The organism is Sphingomonas sp. JUb134, from assembly GCF_004341505.2.
GTDB lineage: Bacteria > Pseudomonadota > Alphaproteobacteria > Sphingomonadales > Sphingomonadaceae > Sphingomonas.
The window spans coordinates 23650-41897 of the sequence record NZ_SLYP02000004.1 but is presented as its reverse complement, the minus strand read 5'-3'; the positions used below and the strand labels follow the sequence as shown (position 1 = coordinate 41897).

The 18248-nt window shown below is 63.3% G+C and carries 15 protein-coding genes and 2 pseudogenes; 12 read left to right on the top strand and 5 right to left on the bottom strand.

Features of this window, described 5'->3' with window-relative positions; translation table 11 throughout:
* Window positions 1–60 precede the first annotated feature (60 nt).
* From EDF69_RS19290 to EDF69_RS19255, 8 genes are all read left to right on the top strand, one after another.
* Window positions 61–549, top strand: coding sequence for a hypothetical protein (locus EDF69_RS19290; RefSeq protein ID WP_017980767.1), 489 nt, complete (start codon window positions 61–63; stop codon window positions 547–549).
* A 27-nt stretch (window positions 550–576) separates the two neighbouring features.
* Entirely contained in the window at window positions 577–918 is a 342-nt protein-coding gene (locus EDF69_RS19285) for a hypothetical protein (RefSeq protein WP_018251166.1), read from the top strand.
* A 22-nt stretch (window positions 919–940) separates the two neighbouring features.
* The gene (locus tag EDF69_RS19280; protein ID WP_018251165.1) at window positions 941–1426 is read left to right on the top strand and encodes a hypothetical protein; all 486 of its coding nucleotides are present in this window, start codon (window positions 941–943) and stop codon (window positions 1424–1426) included.
* Window positions 1393–1851: a MarR family transcriptional regulator gene (locus EDF69_RS19275; RefSeq protein ID WP_132884430.1), complete on the top strand. Its 459-nt coding sequence runs from the start codon at window positions 1393–1395 to the stop codon at window positions 1849–1851. Before EDF69_RS19280 ends, EDF69_RS19275 begins: the two co-directional genes overlap by 34 nt.
* Window positions 1852–2217: 366 nt before the next feature.
* Window positions 2218–3456 carry a plasmid replication protein RepC gene (gene repC, locus EDF69_RS19270; RefSeq protein ID WP_018251163.1) on the top strand — a complete coding sequence of 413 codons (1239 nt, stop codon included), beginning with the start codon at window positions 2218–2220 and terminating at the stop codon, window positions 3454–3456.
* Between the two features lie 569 nt (window positions 3457–4025).
* Entirely contained in the window at window positions 4026–4436 is a 411-nt protein-coding gene (locus tag EDF69_RS19265; protein ID WP_132884431.1) for a replication initiator protein A, read from the top strand.
* Entirely contained in the window at window positions 4405–4983 is a 579-nt protein-coding gene (locus EDF69_RS19260) for a replication initiator protein A (protein WP_165890082.1), read from the top strand. Before EDF69_RS19265 ends, EDF69_RS19260 begins: the two co-directional genes overlap by 32 nt.
* Before the next feature lie 120 nt (window positions 4984–5103).
* On the top strand, window positions 5104–7569 hold the full coding sequence (locus EDF69_RS19255) for a strawberry notch-like NTP hydrolase domain-containing protein (protein WP_132884433.1): 2466 nt from the start codon (window positions 5104–5106) through the stop codon (window positions 7567–7569).
* A 259-nt stretch (window positions 7570–7828) separates the two neighbouring features.
* Here EDF69_RS19255 and EDF69_RS19995 read toward each other — a convergent pair whose 3' ends face one another.
* On the bottom strand, window positions 7829–8245 hold the full coding sequence (locus EDF69_RS19995; RefSeq protein ID WP_170233927.1) for a hypothetical protein: 417 nt from the start codon (window positions 8243–8245) through the stop codon (window positions 7829–7831).
* A 129-nt stretch (window positions 8246–8374) separates the two neighbouring features.
* Between EDF69_RS19995 and EDF69_RS19990 the strand changes: the two genes are divergently transcribed.
* From EDF69_RS19990 to EDF69_RS19240, 3 genes are read left to right on the top strand one after another with little or no spacing between them, the layout of a single operon-like run.
* Window positions 8375–9262, top strand: a complete 888-nt coding sequence (locus EDF69_RS19990) for a tyrosine-type recombinase/integrase (RefSeq protein ID WP_425336705.1) — start codon at window positions 8375–8377, stop codon at window positions 9260–9262.
* A complete protein-coding gene (locus EDF69_RS19245) occupies window positions 9256–10170 on the top strand; it encodes a tyrosine-type recombinase/integrase (protein WP_132884434.1) in 915 nt (304 codons plus the stop codon). The genes EDF69_RS19990 and EDF69_RS19245 overlap by 7 nt, the downstream gene beginning before the upstream one ends.
* Window positions 10167–11171, top strand: coding sequence for a tyrosine-type recombinase/integrase (locus EDF69_RS19240; RefSeq protein WP_024310637.1), 1005 nt, complete (start codon window positions 10167–10169; stop codon window positions 11169–11171). Before EDF69_RS19245 ends, EDF69_RS19240 begins: the two co-directional genes overlap by 4 nt.
* Window positions 11172–11309: 138 nt before the next feature.
* On the opposite strand, the pseudogene EDF69_RS19235 reads toward EDF69_RS19240, so the two are convergent.
* The 4 genes and pseudogenes from EDF69_RS19235 to EDF69_RS19220 all read right to left on the bottom strand — a co-directional run.
* A pseudogene (locus EDF69_RS19235) lies at window positions 11310–12479 on the bottom strand (strawberry notch family protein); the annotation flags it as partial.
* A gap of 214 nt (window positions 12480–12693) precedes the next feature.
* Window positions 12694–13990: pseudogene (locus EDF69_RS19230) on the bottom strand (IS110 family transposase).
* Between the two features lie 109 nt (window positions 13991–14099).
* Window positions 14100–15428 carry a strawberry notch-like NTP hydrolase domain-containing protein gene (locus tag EDF69_RS19225; protein ID WP_204991481.1) on the bottom strand — a complete coding sequence of 443 codons (1329 nt, stop codon included), beginning with the start codon at window positions 15426–15428 and terminating at the stop codon, window positions 14100–14102.
* A gap of 78 nt (window positions 15429–15506) precedes the next feature.
* The gene (locus EDF69_RS19220; RefSeq protein ID WP_132884436.1) at window positions 15507–16361 is read right to left on the bottom strand and encodes a DUF7146 domain-containing protein; all 855 of its coding nucleotides are present in this window, start codon (window positions 16359–16361) and stop codon (window positions 15507–15509) included.
* Between the two features lie 580 nt (window positions 16362–16941).
* On the opposite strand from EDF69_RS19220, the gene EDF69_RS19215 reads away from it, so the two are divergent.
* On the top strand, window positions 16942–18168 hold the full coding sequence (locus EDF69_RS19215; protein ID WP_204991480.1) for a replication initiation protein: 1227 nt from the start codon (window positions 16942–16944) through the stop codon (window positions 18166–18168).
* The last annotated feature ends 80 nt before the right edge of the window (window positions 18169–18248 follow it).

Sequence of the window (18248 nt, the reverse complement as noted above, 5' to 3'; positions counted from 1 at the left end):
GTCGAAATTGCCCCTGACCTGGAGTCGAACCGTTCCGAGTTGCGCACCTATGTACCAAGAATGCTGACCACCGATCCCGGTCGTGACCCTACCGCCCCCTTCCCCACCTCCAACGACAGGCTGACGCCCCCGGAGCGGATCGGCCTGTTATCCGAGAGGCAAAAATCCTACCTCCGCCTCGTGCTCCAAAATCGCAGCTCGAAGGAGATTGCGGCGACGACGGGCAGCAGCCACCGTGCTGTCGACAAGCAGTTGTTGAAGGCGAACAATCTCCTCGGCGTGCCGACACGCTTTGACGCAGCACGCCTCCTCGCTGATCACGACGCCGGGGTAGAGCCTTTACCCCCTGCAATCGCCCTACCTTCCGACGAGCCGACTTTCCCGCTTCCTCCTGCCTGGCCGACCGCTAGGGCGGCAGCGAACATGATGACCTGGAAGCAGGTCGCCTCCTGGACCACGATCATCGCGATCGTTGTTCCGCTAGGGCTGACTGCGGCCGGCATGGCCCTCGTGACGCTGCTCCTCCTGCTTGGGCTGAAACCACTTTGACGGGCGCTGTGCGCCCGAGGAGGCGCAATGAACGCACTGACGAACACCAGCCGGATCATCGCCGACGAGCTGCGGAAGGCCGAGCGATCGATCAATCTTGCAGCCCGCGACACCGCCCAGTTTCTCCTAACCACGCTCGACGCGACGGACGCTCATCGGCTCTCCCCTGCGATGGCCCAGCGGACGGTGAAGGCGACTGTGGCGGCGCTCGCTGCACTCGTCGAAGGTCAGGACCAGATGGCGTTGCGGGCCCACCTCTCGATCGAAAAGGCCGGCCGGCAGCTCGGCCTCTCCGAAACGAGTTGGGGCGAGAACCTGCCGAAACCGGCAATCGCGTCGGAAGAGGAAAGGGAGCTGCAGGGGGCCTGAGAAACGGGGGACGGCGAAGCCTGTGACGACCCAGGTTATCCTCGCGGTCGTCTTCAACGTGGTCATGGTGGTCGTGCTGCTTTTCGCCTTGGTGCGGGGCGGCAGACCCGAGCGGCTGGGCGTCTTGATCAACGTCGCGGGCTTCGGCGCAACGATAGCGTTTCGGCTGCTTGCCCCCTCTAGCGCTTGGGTGCCCGCCGAAGGCTGGGTGCTCGCCATCGACGCCGCCGTCGCCGCCGGCTTCTTCTGGCTGGGAACGACGACCACTCGCTTCTGGCCCGTTTGGGCAGCAGGATTCGCTCTGGCTGATCTCTTTATGAGCATCTGCGGAGCGCTGCTGCCGCGCGTGCCGCTCTTTGCCTACCACACCGGCCTCGGCATCTACGCCTATCTGGCACTCGGCGCGCTCGCGCTCGGGACTTTCCGCCTGGCGTCTCATGCCGCGCCCCACATCCGAGATGGGTCGAGACGACAATGGCTACAGCATCTCAAGGAGACGAACTCATAGACGTCGTCGTTCGCCTTCCCCGCAAGGCGATCGAGGACACCCTGCTTACTGCGCAGCGGTCGAGCCAAGAAAGCGACGGGGGGCGTCTCGCTGCGGCGAAGGCGATCCTCTCGGGCCGACGCCGCAGGTTTACACAATTCACCGGTGTTCGGTTCTACGATCCGAGCTGGGACATGATCCTAGAATTATACGTCGCGACGCGTGAACAGCACGTTGTCGCCGTCTCGCAACTCTGCAGCCTGAGTGGCGGATCGACGACGACAGCGCTGCGGCACATCGAGAACATCGAAGCGCTGGGCTATATCAGCCGTGGACCGGACCCGAACGACCGCCGCCGACTGATCGTCACGATGCAGCCTGTACTTGGCGACGCCCTCGATCACTGGCTTGATCTGCAATTGGGCGCAGAACGACTAGGCGTTTGACCGTCACTTACTGCGGCGAGCGCGGCGCGTGCGGTTTCGTGCGGTAAAGCACGAGAATTGGTGCCCCTTTCGTTCGGTAAAGCACGAGTCAGCTGCCTTGAACGCTGCGCCGTTTTCCACGCTTCTGGTTTCGACGCCGGATCAAAGGGAATCGCGGCGGGACAGGGAGCCGGCTGTGACCAAATAAAGAATGCCCGGCACGAGGCCGGGCACCCTGCGGAGATCCGCTACCACACGCCGGCAAGCGTGAGGCCTACTACGACAGTAGCTGTAGGTAGCACCCTCCCCCGCCCCGTTCAAGATCGCGCGCCTCGCGCCACGCTATAGCTTTGTCTGGTGACGGCCTCCCACGGGGAGTGTCGAACGATGTCCTATACCCAAACCGCCTTTACGGGGCGGACCGGAGCCCGCCCGATCTCCGCGCTCACCCGACATATCGAGCGGGAGTTGGCAGCGCGGATGGAGACCGCGGGCGATGTCGATCGCAACGATCTTTACCGCATCCTCGACGGCGCCAAGACGGCCATCGGACTGAGCGCGTCAGCGCTCGAGACGCTGAAGCATCTGATCGGCTACACCCGCCCCGACGATTACAAGGGCGATGCCCGGCCGATCGCGTGGCCGAGCAACTACACGCTGGCTGAGCTCGCCGGTGTCACCGAGAGTGCGATCAAGGCCCGGCTCCGCCAGCTCCGCGCCTTGGCTCTCGTCACGATGCGCGACGCCGCCCACGGTCGTCGTCGTGGACAGAGAAGCGACACGGGCGAGATCATCAGCGCCTATGGGATCGATCTCTCTCCTCTACGCGTCCGCTTTCAGGAGCTGAAAGCCGCAGCAGAGGCTCACAGCGCCTTCTCCCGGATGGACAAACTCGGCCGCCAGGAGATTGCGCGGGTACGTCGCATGGTTGCGCAGGCGCTCGCCCAGGCGGCCGACATGCGCCTGACCGGCTCGCACTGGATCGCGCTTCAGGACGCCATCGAGAAGATCGCCCAGCAAGCCGCAGCTGCGCGCACGAGCCGCGACGCAACGGCCTATGAGGCCGCGATTGCGGGTCTTCCGGCTGTCGAAGCGGAGATCGGCCGCACGATCGACGAGTTCATGTTTGTCGTAGAAACAGACGGCTCAGGGTCAAAATCCTCACCCTTCATACATATACAAACCAACCCCTCTCTCAAATCCGTACAGGCTTTGCGAGATTGTAGTTTTGATCGGGAGGGCGGACATGACGGTGAAGCCGAGCTCCCGGCATCGCCGTCCAAGAGCGACTTCAAGACCTCGCCCCGTGAGCTCGTCGAGATGTTTCCAACCACGGCGATGTACGTAGATCGTGACCGGCCGGGCTGGACCGATCTTCATCGGGCCGCTGCCCGGCTTCGGAACGATCTAGGCATACGAACCGGGACCTGGGTTGATGCGCTCGACCATCTCGGCGCCGATGGGGCGTCGATCGCCGTTATGATCACAGCGGAACGGGACGCTCGCGATGAAATCCGCCTGACGCCGGGCGCCTATTTCGCTGGAATGGTGACCCGCGCTCATCGCGGCGAACTCGATCTGTCGAAGAGCCTCTGGGGCTTCCGCACCAGCCCGGCGCTCCAGTGATCGGGTGGTTGCCCGCCGCTGCGAGCCGCGCCCCTACGACCCTTCCGTGCGGTAAAGCACGAACGTCGCTCGAACCTCGCCCATCGACACGCAGGGCGGCTCGCTCCCTTTCGTGCGCTATTCCACTCCAGATCCTGACGCGGTTCAGAATCCGGTAGGGCGCCGCTACATCGATGCTCTACCGGCTTTCGTGCGCGTTTTCGTCCTCATCACCGTCCGCGGGGCTTGGCTTACGTGCGCTTTCCCGCCTGAAGCTGGCCCGCATTGACCTGTTTGGATGACCTTTCGTGCGGTAACTCACCACATCCGGGCCGCTCACGCGCTACGGACCGGCACTTTCGTGCGGTAAAGCACGAATCAAGGCGGCAGGGCCGAAAGCGAATCGGATCTGATCAGCATTCCAGTCGGCACTCGTCCCTTGAACGGGATCGAGGCGGCAGATCGGTCGAAGATCGGCGCTTAAAGGCTCTAAAGCTCGTGCTTTACCGCACGAAAGCCCGGGAGAATGCGGATCGGGCGTTGCAACGGGGCGCCAATGTTTGTCATCACCTCCCTCGAGGAGTCCCCCGATGGCGCGACCCATGGAGATACAAGGCAACCTGTTTACGCTCGATAGCCCCCTGCTCGGAGAGATTCTGGGCGAACGGACCGTGGCCGAGTTTCCGTTCTTCGCTTTGAAGAAGGCCCGACAGCTCGAACCCATGACGTTTCAGGCCGAAGGCGTGAGCATTGAGGTGTCGTCGGGGAAACACGGGATCGCGACGATCTACGACAAGGAGATCCTGCTCTACGTCGCGAGCATCATGACGGATCTCCTCGACCGGGGTGGCTCGCCTGCGCGAACCATCCGCTTCACCGCGCACGATCTGTTCCGGATCACCGGTTCGAACGCGAGCAAGCGTTCCTACACCTACCTGATCGATGCTCTGCGGCGGCTCAGGAATACCGTTGTCGAAACGAACATTGCGACGGGGGGGTGAAACCCAGGAAGACAACTTCTCCTGGCTCGATCACTTTCGCGTAGTCTACGCGGAGGATGTACGCGGCGAGAAGCGCGTCAAATATATCGAGGTGACGGTCTGCGATTGGTTCTATCGCGCCGTGCTTCGCGATCGTCGTCTCGCGGCCTATGATCTCGACTATTTCACGCTGACTCCGATCCAGCGTCGACTTTACGAGATCGCTATGTTCCATTGCCAGCCCGACCAGCCATTTACGCTCGGTCTCGAGGAGGTGGCGCAGCGCATGGGGTGCGGCGCAGCCCGGCTTCGGAATGCGCGCGCGGAGATCACCAAGGTGGCCGAGCAGGACAGCCTGCCGGGCTTCTCGCTGTCGCTGCACAGCGAAAAGGTACCCACCGCTGGGCGGCCTCGCCTGCAGACGTTCGTGACGTTCACGGCCCGGCACGCACAGCGAGCCCGGCCGATCGTTCCGCAGATCGCGACGCTGGCAGGATCGGACGATGTCAGGTCCGACGAGCAGCTCAAGGTGTACGAAGACGTGGAGATGGCGTCCGAGGCGGCCTGACGGAGCTAGCTCTTTGGGCTTCGCTCCAGGCTGACACGCAACCCACTAAACTAGAGGAGAGGGAGGCCTCCGGCCTGTTGATCCGGTGATGAGCACCGGGCGACAGAACGGAGCCCCTCGATGCGCACCTCAGCCGCAGCCCTCGAATTCGATTTCACCGAACCCCCCATCACCGCCGCCAAGGCTGTCGCGGAGGCGATCGCCAGGAACGGCTCGCTCCAGCGCGACACGCTGCTGTGGGTAATGGAGCAGGCCTATGGCCGATCCTCGGCTGACGGGCGCTGGTGCTTACGCGACGCTTACGACATGCTGGAACTCGCCCAGGTGTTCCACCTCGAGCGCGCGGTCCTGCCGTTCGAGCCTATGGCCTGCCTTGCTGCGCTTTCCGACCTAGTGGCGAGTCTGCCCACGCACACCGTCCGGAGCGAGGAGCAGATCGCGCTCCAGCAATTCTCGACTCCCGCGCCGATCGCGTATCTCGCGGCGCTCGCCGCTCGCCTATCGCCCACCGACCTGGTGCTGGAGCCTTCCGCCGGCACCGGCCTCCTCGCCGCCTTTGCGCGCCGCGCTGGCGCCAGCCTCGTCCTTAACGAGCTCGATCCTGCCCGCGCCGAGATGCTTCAGGCCGCCTTTCCGGGCGTATCCGTCACCCGCCACGACGCCGAGCTGATACACGATCTGCTATCCCCGACGATCCGGCCGACCGCGCTGCTTATCAATCCGCCTTTCTCGCGCAGCATCGGCCGTCACGCCGATCCGTTGGCGGCGTTCCGCCACCTCCGCGCCGCGCTGATGCGGCTTGCCCCGGGTGGCCGCTGCGCCGCCATCCTCCCCGACCGCGTCGACACGTCGAGCCGGGCCTGGATCAAGGCCAGCGAAGGGTGCGGCCTTACCCTGCACCTCCTCCTGCCGGCTAACGCCTATGCCAAGCACGGCACTGGCCAGGCCGTGAAGATCATGCTCCTCGAAAAGGGCCAGCCCGGGGGGGCCGACCTGACGCCCTGCGAGACGCTGGCGGCCGCCCTCGCCCACATCGCCGCCGTCCAGGCGCCCGCGTCGCCCGCTCCCTCGCCGGTACCGCGCTCCATGCGCCCCTCCTCCGGCTCGCTCCTCGGCGGACTCTCGGCACGGCGCCGCCTCCCGGCACCGACCACGCGCGAGCGCGTGTCCAATGCCACCCGCAACATCGACTATACCGTCATGGCCGAGCCGGCGCCCGTGGAGGAGGCCGTGGGCGTCTACCTGCCCTATCGGCCGAGCCGGATCGCGATCGGGTGCGCGTCGCAGCACCCGACGGCGCTGGTGGAATCGATTGCCATGGGCTCGATCACCGCGCCGCGGCCGAGCTACCGGCCTCAGCTTCCGGCCCACGTCGTCGACGGCAAGGTCCTGTCGGACGCCCAGCTCGAGACGCTGATCTACGCCAGCGATGCTTTCGAGCGCGATCTCCCGGGCCGGTTCCTGCCCGCCGAAGAGGGCTTGTCCCTGACGCCTGACGACGCGGGCCAGCCCTACCGAACCGGCTTCTTCCTCGCCGACGGCACCGGCGCCGGCAAAGGCCGCCAGGTCGCCTCGATCATCCTCGACCAGTGGCTCCGCCGCCGTCGCAAGCACGTCTGGATCTCCAAGACCGAGACGCTGCTGGAGGATGCGCGCCGTGACTGGACCGCGGTGGGCGGCCTCGCACTCGACATCCAGCACCTCAACCAGTGGAAGCTCGGGGTACCCGTCGGCGCCGGCGAGGGCGTACTCTTCCTCACCTATGCGACGCTGCGCTCCAACCGCGGCGACAAAGGCACACGGCTTCGCCAGATCCTCGACTGGCTGGGGGACGGCTTCGACGGCATGATCGTGTTCGACGAGGCGCACGAGATGGCGGGTGTCGCCGGCGGCGAAGGCCGCTTCGGCACCAAGGACGGGTCCGACCAGGGGATCGCCGGCGTCCGCCTGCAGAACCTCCTTCCCCGCGCCCGCGTCCTCTACGTCTCCGCCACGGGCGCATCGGACGTGAACAATCTCGCCTACGCCACACGCCTCGGGTTGTGGGGGCCGGGCACGGCCTTCGCCGACCGCAAGGCGTTCGTGGAAAGCCTGCGCCGGGGCGGGATCGCGGCGCTGGAGCTGATCGCGCGCGATCTCAAGATGCAGGGGCTCTACGCCGCGCGCGCGCTGAGCTTCGCCGGCGTCGAGTACGACATCCTGGAGCATCAGCTCACGGTCGACCAGATCGCGGTGTACGACGCCTATGCCGATGCATGGGCGATCATCCACGCCAACCTGCGCGCCGCCCTCGATGCGACGCGCGTCACCGACAGCTTCTCGAAGGATACCTACAACAGCGGGGCCAAGGCCGCCGCGTTGTCGATCTTCGAGTCGACCAAGCAGCGGTTCTTCGGCCAGCTCCTGATCGGGATGAAGCTCCCATCGCTGATCCCCGCGATCGCCAAGGACCTTGCCCGCGGTGACAGCGTGGTGGTGCAGCTCGTCTCGACCTCGGAGGCGATGCTCAACCGCGCCCTTGCCGGCCTGTGTGCCGAGGAGCGCGCCAACCTCGACATCGAGCTCTCCCCGCGCGAGTATGTGTAATGTGGAGCTCCACATTACACATATTCTTTGCAGTCGCAGTTTATGTCGAGCGTGGCGGCGAGAGACGCAGGTTTCCTTCGGTTTTCCATGATTTCACTCCAGATAATTACGGTTCCCTCGACCTGAACAAGTCGAAGGAACCAACATGCGATCAAGATCATTATTGTCGTTTCGAGCGGCCCGGCTCCGGGTCGAAGACCCGCCCAGTCACGACGCTCTACTCACCGCATTCCTCTCCTCTCTGTCGCTCGACGAGAGGTCAGGCAGTGCGATTCTGTTTGGCGCTGCGGCCCGTCATTTCCTGCATTGGATGGAACTGCATGGGATCGCGATCCGCACGATCGACGATCGGACCGTTCGGCGGTTCGAGAAGCATCGGTGCCGTTGCCACCGGTATTCGGCGCAGCAGCCAGTCTATAAGGCGGACATTGCAGCGCGAGTCAGGCGCTTCGTCCGCTTCCTGGAGGATCAAGGCTACGTCGGTGTCGACGACGGGATCGACGATCTGCCACGGCACCTCGCCGACTATTTCGATGGGATCGATCGCTTGCAACTCGCGCAAGGACCGGCCCAGTCCTATCGATCCGAGGCCGAGCATTTCGCGGCCTGGCTTCGCATTGCGCGACGACAATGGGCCGATATCGATGACACGATCATCGACCAGTACGGCGCGCATGATTGTCGATGTCCGGTCTGGCGCAAGCGAGGCAAGCTTGTTGCCTCGGGCGCGAAGCGGCGGCGGCGAGGCGCTCGGCACTTCGTCGAGTTCTTGCGCGACCGCGGTGTCATCCCTTCAGTCGAACTGGTGTCGGATGACGACCCGCACATGGCGGCATATCTGGCATGGCTCAAGCAACACCGCGGCGCGACCGATGAGACGATCCGGCGCTACCGGGCCGATATCAGGCGGCTCGCGCCTATGCTCGGCGAGCCTTCACAATGGGATGCAGCCGTCCTCAGACGGGCGTTTCAACAACGAAGCAAGGAGACGCCGGGTTCGGCATCACTGCTCGTCACGATAATACGGAGCTATATTCGGTTCCTGGTCGTGCAGGGTATTTGCCGTCCAGCTTTGTTGCACGCGATCCCATCAGTGCAACGCTACCGTCTTTCGACGCTGCCCCGGCACGTTAACCCGGCAACGATCGAGCAGATCATCGGCGCATGTCCGACTGATCGCCCGGTGGAAGTTCGGGACAAGGCCATCATTCTCCTGCTCGCCCGGCTTGGCCTGCGTGCCGGTGATATTCGGGATATGCACCTCGACGATATCGACTGGCGCTCGGGCCACCTGACGGTCAAGGGCAAGACGCGTCGGCCTGATCGCCTGCCATTGCCTCAGGACGTCGGTGACGCGATCCTGGACTACATTGCCACGGCGCGTCCCAAGACCGCCGATCCGCATCTGTTCGTGCGCGCGCAAGCCCCGTTCCGTTCGTTCCGCTCATCGGCGGAGATCGCCGGCATCGTTGCACGCACGCATGAGCGCGGCGGGATCGAAGGCGTGCCGACCGGATCGCACATTTTCCGGCATTCGCTTGCCACCAACTTGCTGCGCGCGGGCGCAGGGCTGGAGTCCGTTGGAACGATCCTGCGCCACAGCTCGCCCGAGACCACCGCCATCTACGCCAAGGTCGACCTGCCGATGCTCATGAAAATCGCGCAGCCATGGCCGGGAGAACCGTCATGCTGAGCACGCAGATTGCCAGATACGTCTCGCTGTATCGCAGCTTGGGGCGGAAGTTCTCGGAACAGGAACGACTGCTGCGCCAATACGCCGCTTTCGCTGAACGCTTCGGTGACCGGCACACCCGAGTGCAGCGCATCTACGACTGGTGCCACACGGCAAGCTCGCAAAACGTGGCTCGCCATAGGTACGACGCTGCTCGTAACTTCAGCCTTTTCGCTCATGCCGAGGACCCAGACAACGAAGTCCCGCCTGTCGGCGTTTTCGGCCGGGGGAAGCGGCCACGTCCCACTCCGACCATAATCGAAGCGGACCAGGTGCGGGCGATCATGGCGGCGGCATTGAACGTTCCGCCCCATGGCACGATTAGCCCATACACGTACCATTACCTGTTCGGCCTGCTCGCGGCGACAGGTCTCCGGATTTCCGAGGCTCTCGCGCTACAGTGCAACGATCTGGTCGAGGATGGGCTGGTCGTCCGCAACGGCAAGTTCGGCAAGCAGCGACTGATCGCCTTGCAGCCATCGACGCGCCAAGCACTCGAAGCCTACATTGCGATCCGCGCGAAGCACCCGGCCAAGTGTAATGACCTGTTCGTCACTATCCGGGGGCGGGCGCCGCACAAGGTGCGCGCCCACGTCGTGTTCGTCAGGTTGGCCCGGCTTCTCGGATATCGTGGAGCAACCGGTACGGCAGGCATGCGACTCCACGATCTGCGACATACGTTCGCTGTTCGCTCGCTTGAGTCCTGCCCGCGTGAGAGGGAGGCCATTGCCCACCACATGGCCGGTCTCAGTGTCTACCTGGGGCACGCGTCGATCGCCAACACGTACTGGTATCTCGAAGCCACGCCAGTGCTGCTGCGCGACATTGCGGCTGCAAGCGAGCAACTTTTTCAAGGAGAAGCGGCATGACGGCGCTTGCTCCCCATCTCTCGGCATATCTGCGGGAACATCTGCCGCGCGAACGCGCCGTCAGCCCGCACACGGTGAAGACCTATGCCAACTGCTTCGTCCTCCTCGTCCAGTTCGCTGCCGATCGGCTGAAGCGCCGACCGACCGATCTCGAGGTTGAGGATCTCGGCACAGACATGATCATGGCCTTCCTCGATCATGTGGAGATCGGCCGCGGCAGCTGCGTGCGGACCCGCAATGGCAGGCTCGCCGCGATCCGATCCTTCTTCCGATACATCGAGTACCGGATTCCAGCCTGCCTCGATCAGGCACTCCGTGTCAGAGCAATCCCGACCAAGAAGACAGACAAGGCGCTGATCGATTACCTCGACCGGGCCGAGATCAAGGCTTTGCTCGATACACCCGATCCCCGGACACGCCTCGGCACCCGTGATCGCGCGATGCTGCATCTTACCTATGCTGGCGGACTGAGGGTGTCGGAACTCGTAACGCTGCAACTGGGCGATTTCCCGGACCGCTCCCTGTCCACCATGCACATCATGGGCAAAGGGCGACGTGAACGGGTCCTGCCGCTGTGGAAGGAGACCCAGATCGCATTGCGCGCATGGCTTGCGATCCGGCCTCAAGTTGAGGTCACCGAGATTTTCCTCAATGCCAACGGGCAGCCGATGACCCGCGACGGATTTGCGTTCCGATTGGCCGAGCACGTCAAGACGGCAGCGACGAAGCAGCCGTCGATCCTTGGGAAGCGCGTCACACCCCACGTGCTTCGTCATTCTTGCGCGATGCACACGCTCGCGGCGACGGGGGACATTCGCAAGGTCGCATTATGGCTCGGCCACGCCAGTATCCAGAGCACCGAGACCTACTTGCGCGCCGATCCCGAAGAGAAGCTGCAGATTCTCGCAGCCCACGGTGCCCCTGCGATCAAGCCGGGGCGCTTCAAGCCGCCTTCCGACGCCTTGATCACAATGCTCACCGACGTTCGAAGGCGGGCCTGACCCGTCTTCGAACACTCCCTCTAACCCGCATATTATCTGGAGTGAAATCATGGAAAACCGAAGGAAACCTGCGTCTCTCGCCGCCACGCTCGACATAAACTGCGACTGCAAAGAATATGTGTAATGTGGAGCTCCACATTACACGTATTCGCGGGGAGACAGATCGATCTCCAGTTCGGCGCGTTCATCCGGACTGAGCGAACCCAGGCGCCGGTCGAGGATGGATTCGGCGGTGGTGACGAGTTGCATCACGACCGACTGGTTCGCCTTCAGGTGCTCCCGGACGGCGGCAATCACGGTTGGCAGCTTCATCGAGAGCAGCACTTGGCCGAAGAAGCGCTGCTTGGTGGACTCGAAACGCGAGCGGGCGGAGGCTTTGGCCCCGCTATTAAGTGTCGCATTTTCCAGTCCGTCGACCACGCCCGTCAGTTCGAGCGCCCGCTCCATGTTCTGATGGATGATCGACCAGGCGTCGGCGTAGGTGTCGTAGATCTCGATCTGGGCGGGGGTCAGCTCGTGCCGCAGGATCTCATACTCGACGCCAGCGAAGCTGAGGGCCCGGGCCACATAGAGACCCGTCGCCTTGAGGTCGCGCGCGACAAGCTCCATCGCTGCGATACCGCCTTTGCTGATCCCGCTGATGAATTGCTCGCGATCGGGAAAGGCCGTGCCCGGTCCCCATAGCCCGAGGCGCACGGCATAGGCGAGATTGTTGACGACCGACGCGCCGGTGGCCGAGGCATAGAGAATCCGTGCCGCCGGTAGATGGTTCTGTAGCAGCACCCCGCAGATGCCCTGCTGGGATCCGTCCTTGGCGCCAAGAGCCCCCTCCCCGCCTGCGACGCCGCCCATCTCATGAGCTTCGTCGAAAGCAATGACACCCTCGAAGTCAGCGCCGGCCCAATCGATGATCTGCTTCAACCGCGTCGAATCGCCCCGCATGGAGCGCAGGGTCGGATAGCTTACGAACAACACACCCTGATCGAGGGCGATCGGCTCATCGATTTTCCAGTTGGAAAGTGGCTGAATGTCACCGCTGAGCCCACCCAACGCCGTCCAATCGCGGCGCGCATCTTCGAGGAGAGGGGCGTTCTTGGAGACCCAGATATTGCGGCGACGGCCCTGCAGCCAGTTGTCGAGTATGCAGGCCGCAATCTGGCGTCCCTTGCCGGCGCCGGTGCCGTCGCCAAGAAAGAATCCTTTGCGATAAGTATGACCGTCCTCGGCGAGGATCAGGCCGACGCCCTCTTTGTCGGGTTTGAAGTTTCCGGGGATCCATTGAGCCCAGGCGTGGCCCGCATAGACAACGTCCTATGTCTGGAAGCAGCGGCGGGTTTTGGCCAGCAGATATCCATGCGCCGACAACCATCGGCGCGGCATGCAATCTGAGCCAGATGGCTTCCACCGTCAACGGGATCGCTCCCTGCCATAGCAAACACAGGATCCAGCGGCGCCGGGGCGGCCGTGGTCCTCACCATCCTTAAAACGAGATACGCACCCAGGTGGAAGGCCCGAACATTATCTACAGGGTCGCTCGACGAGCGCCCTCACGGCACTTGCAGAGAGGGGTCCTTCCACCTGGCATCCGACCGTTCGAGGAACGGCCGGTACTCTGTCCCCGTCTTGACGACGGCGTGAGCCACGCGCGCCATCTTGGCGGTGAGCGCCGTCATCGCCTTGCGGCGACGGTCGGCATCGTCCGCGTGCCCGGCGGTGTACCGTCCGAGCTTGTCACGGAAACTGTTGTCGCGCTGACGCGCGGCGACCTGGGCAGCCATCCAGAAGGTGCGGCGCAGACGCGCGTTGCCGTACTTGGACAGCTTGGTGCGGCCACGAAACGTGCCTGACTGGCACGTTGCGAGATCGAGGCCGCAGAACTTCAGGAACTGTCGATGATGGTTGAAGCGACGCAAATCACCGGCCTCGGCCAGAATGGTCAGCGCGTTAATCGGACCAATGCCCGGAATGTTGCGCAGCAGCTTATAATCAACATGCTCGGCCAGCCTGTCATGGGCAAGCCGCTCTATCTCGTCACGCTGGTGGATGAGGCTGCGTCCCTGCGCGATGACCATGCGGAACATGGTAATTGCTGCCGAATCCTCCGGGACCGGCAGAGCCACCGAAGCGCAGGCCGTTTCGTATATGTCATTGACAAGACGGGCCTTGGAAACCTTGCGGCCGATGAGAGGCCAGGCAGCTGCCGAGAATGCCCCAGCGTCGAGCGCGGTGATGCTGGCAGGAGTGGGGAACCGCTCGATGAGCGCGAGAAACCAGTCGGACCGGCTGTTGCCTGCGAAGCGGGCGATCTCGGGGAAGTACAGCGGCAGGTAGTGGGTCAGGATGCGGTGCCAGGTCTGCGTCTTCATCCTAGAGATCGTTTCGTGGGTCTTCGAGAGTTCCTGCAGGTCATTGATGCCCGCGGCGAGAGGATCGACGTAGCGCTGCGTCGCACCGATCCGCAGCATGTGCAGGATGACCTGCGCGTCCTTGGGGTCGTTCTTGTCCCAGCCATTGTGCAGCGCCTCGCGCGTTCTGGCGAGCGCGACCGACGAGATGAGGCGCAGCTCGAACCCTGCCGTCAGCAGCCGATGTGCCAGCGTGCGATGGTAATTACCCGTCGCCTCGAACCCGACAATGATAGGGCGCCCGATGGCAGCGAGTTTTTCGGCAAAGCCGTCATAGTCCTGCCTGGTTGCCATGACGGTCATCCGCCGGCGCCGGCCGCCTTCCGGTCGCTCGATGAGAACCTCCTGCCGGCTCTTGGACATATCGATAGCTACCAGCACGGCGCCGGCAGGCGTAGAGGTGAGCTTGGTCATGGTCGGTCAGCCTCCAAAGTGTTGTCTCGACAACCTCACTTTAGATACCTGCTGACCGGTCATGGCTTGCCCTGATGAAGCCTGCGGCCGCTACGCGGCCTTGTCTTCATCAGGGCCATAGCGGCTCCCAAACCAGCGCTTCCCAATGTGCTACGGTCTCGAGCTGCGAGGCCGATAGAAGACGTTCGCTGACGGTCCGTTCGGGGAGAGATGGCACGTAGTCCGGGATCGGTGCCGGGATCGACCCCATCGCAACGGATTCGACGAGGGCTGTCGGATGCTCACCAGCCTTGGCGAAGCTAATGCGGCTCGGGCGGTAGGGTAGATAGACGCCGGTCTGCTCGAGCAGCGGAGCAGCAACCTCGAGCTTCGAATATTCGACCGGTAGGACGTTGTTGCGTGTCGGGGCGTGATAGGCACGAGGCCCTGGTCGGCTGCTCTTGACCGCGCGGAAGAGGGCCACCCCCGTCGATCGCTTCGGAGCGGGCACCGCCACATTGGGCCGTGCGGACGATCGTTCGGGAATGACGAGGACATCGATGAGATCGGCGATCGACGCGCGCTGGATGACCGCGGGCGGCGATTTGCCCGGGACCTTGTCGATGACGAAGATGCGAACCGCGATCGAGGTCCCGTGCTTCTGGTAGCATTTTTCCAGGCGAATGGCGCTTCGGACGGTCACGTCGCGCAAAACGGTTTCGTACTGGTCGCGCATCCGGGCGCCCGGGCCAAACCAGTCGGGCATGATCGCAACCAGTCGGCCACCCGGGACCAGGCGACGCAGTGCCGCCTGCAGATGGCGAACAGCGGCATAGTCGTCAGCTCCGCGGCCGATGGACCGTGAGAACGGCGGATTCATAAGGATCAGCGTTGGCCGATCAAACGAAGCGAGTGTCGAGTTGATCGTTGCTCCATCGTGGCCTGTGACGATTGCCGAGGGGAAAGCGGCGTGAAGCCTGCCTCGACGAAGCGGGTCCAGTTCGTTGAGATGGAGCGCCTTGTGGGTCGGGAGCTGCGCGACCAGGAGCCCGTTACCGGCGCTCGGTTCGAGGATGACATCCTCCGGCTGCACGTCGGCCAGCAAAGTGAGGATGCCCGCGATATCAATCGGGGTCGAGAATTGCTGCCATTCGATCTGATTTTCGCTGCGGACGGTCTGGGTCGGCAAGCGCTCGGAGAGGGCGATCAGGGGACGGATATCCGCCATTCCGGAGAGAATTGACCCGCTTGCCTGCAGATGGATGGAAAGCGCGTGCTCGAGGAGTTCAAAGCTATCGCGCTGGGTCCAGTGACCATCGGCATCGGACCCACCGAAAGCCGCCGACATCGCTTGGTTTAGTACCCGGCGGTGGACGGGATCGCCGGACTGGAGATGAGGAAGGAGGAGGCGGACAGCCTCGCGATCAGCCTGGGCGGCCGTGTCGAAGAGATTGGACATTTTTAGAGGCTCCTGCGTGGCTGCACCTTCGGCAGCGACACATTCCCGGTCCCCCTCCCCTTTTCCGGCGCTCGGCGCCTAGATGCGGCGAAGCCGCTCGTTAGCATCAAGCGCCTTGGCCCAATCCTTGTAGATGGATGGTGGCGGCGCACGTTCGATCGAGAGACCTGGCCGGATGTAGCGCTGTTGAGCGTTGGCCGCGGCTCGCCGTCCCTCCAGATCGTTGTCTTCGGCAATCAGGAGCGTGGTGACGCTGGGAGGAATAATCAGTTGGTCGAGGCGGCGGGCCCCGAGCGATGCCCAGCACGGGATGTCGTGCATTCGGCTGAAGGCGTCCGCCGTTTCGAAGCCCTCGGCGATGGCGAGGATCGAACCCCCTGCCCTGCCCCGCCACGCGCCGCTGCCCGGGACGCCAAGCATGACCTTGCGCACATAGTCGGCGGACGCGGGGTCGAGGAAGATCCGCTGAATGGCGACGAGCTGGCTGATTTCGCGCACCGCGACGAGCAGAGCCGGTTGATAGACCGTTCTCGGCTTCGGCATATAGGGGCATCGCGGGTGATAGCGGACGTCGGGCGGCGCCGGAAGCAGATTGCGTCGATCCAGATAGCGCTCAGCAAGCGTTCCGGTAATCTCGAGAGCCTGGTCCCAGATGCGCGCGCCGGTCGAGGGTCGGTGGTACTGGCCTTCATCGGGAATCGGATAGTGATGGCCTGATCGTACACGCCTGAGTTCGCGGAGCACATCTTCACGGGCGCAGCCTGCGAAACAGGTCACGAGGATTCCGCGATCACCCTGTCTGATCGAGAGGCTTGGGTCGCTGTCGTTATGCGCGGGGCATCGGCACATAGCGACATAGCCGGACCATTTGCCGCCGAGGGTTCCGACAAGGTCGACGAGTTCTCGGGTCGGGCGCTTTGCTGTGAGGGGCATGGTTCATCCTCCTTGCTCGCCCACGGCAGCCCCCCTCCTCTCTTCCATCTGGAGCCATGGGGTCATCATGGCCTATCCTGAGGCGCGATCGTGGAGGTGGGGCGAGTCGGGGAGGCGTTCGCCGACTCACTTCTTTCAAATCACATTTTGAAAAACGCCCGGCGCGCCAGCGGCGGGGTGATTCTCAGATTCTAATGATTCATAGATTCAGGGAGAGCAACTGATTGTATTTGTTAAGGGAATTGACGTCATTCCTGACCTGATGGGGGCAATTGGCTGCCTTCTTGGGGGCTTTATCCTGTCGGCATGGGGGACTTATCCTGTCCCCTTGGGGGCTATCCTGTCCTCTTGGGGGAGGCCTTTCCAGGCACGGTAATGTGGGTATTTTCTTGCTGTTTGACCTGTCCAATTGGGGCGTGCCCTTCGGATTGTGCGACTCAGCAGAATCGCTGGAATTTCGACCGAGTCTGACAGCGATTCTATCCTGACCTCCTGGGGGCGATTTCCGCCAATTAGCCTGTCCTGACTTGACGAGCGAGGTCAGGACAGGCAACTTTCCCCGCAGATTGGGGTGAATCGCATGGGAGAACCAGCGGAAAACGAGCAAGACGTTGGCGGCGATGAAGTTTCGACCGCCCGGTCTATGCGCGTGGCCGCTGCCCTCGCCCGCAAAGGCGGCGACGAGTTCGTCAAACCCGGTAGGCTCGTCGAGGTTCGATTCGTCAAGGGCCAGTCTCTCAGTCTCACCTCCTCGCGCCTGCTGGCGCTGATGATCCTGACGGCGGGCGGCGATGCGTGGCAAGACATAACCCACCGGATGCGAAAGGCGGATATCCGCCGCGGCCACAAGGGCAACGAACGCATCGGCGATATGCTTGAGGAGCTTCATCGCACGCTGTTTGCCGAGGACGACAAGTCTTGGCGCGGGAAGCGGACAACCAAGCGTTTCAACCTGATCCAGGCTTCCTGGGAAGAAGTCGAGGAGGTGGGAGACGGCGGTAAGGAGACGGGCTGGATCGAATGGCAGTTCACGCCGGATGCTCGCCGCCTGATCCAGGAGTCCGAAACCTATGCGGTGATGAACCGTCAGGCCGTTCTGGGTTTCCGGTCGGCCTATGCGCTCAAGCTTTACGAGGAGGGTGCGCTTCGTCTGCATCGGCGTCAGCCGGTGTGGAAGGTCGATATGGTCGGCCTGCGTGCGGCGCTTGGGATCGATCCGGATAAATACGGCGACTTCGCCCAGTTACGGCGAAAGGTCCTGACCGTTGCCAAGACAGAAATCGATCAGCTCGCCCATTACACGGTGGAGTGGCAGGAGATCCGACGCGGCCGCGCGGTAACCGAGATTGAGTTCCGTTTCGCGCCCAAGGACGCGCCTGCGCAGATCGCGACGGTCGATGAACTTGGTCGGCACTCAACCGGGCGGAAGGCGCGCCGGGAGGATGCGGTCGAAGAAGTCGTTGCCATTGAGAGCGCCCTCCCCCGCAGCGACGCAGTAGATAGTGCGGCGGTGGCTGACGTCCTCAAGCGCGTGACCGCGTCTCTTGCCACCCCAGAAAGTTCCGCTGGGGTGAACGCTGAGCCATGGGCGCGTTTCCCGCGGGGTAAGCTGCACTTCGGCGTGACCGAGAATGCGGCGCGCGAGATAGGGTTGCGCCACGGCGGTGGATGGGACGTCGACCTGATCGCAGACGCATACCGTGAGCATATGGGGGATCGTCTCAACACGCTCTCGGGGTCGAAACTCGAGAAGTCTTGGAAGGGATTCTGCGAGGCCTTCCTTACGCGCCGGGGACGGCCGAGCTAGGAAATTGCACGCGTGCAATTTTCCCGTAGCCCCCACCGAGTCAGGATAGGGCCGCAGGAGGGCGAAAATACACGAATAGC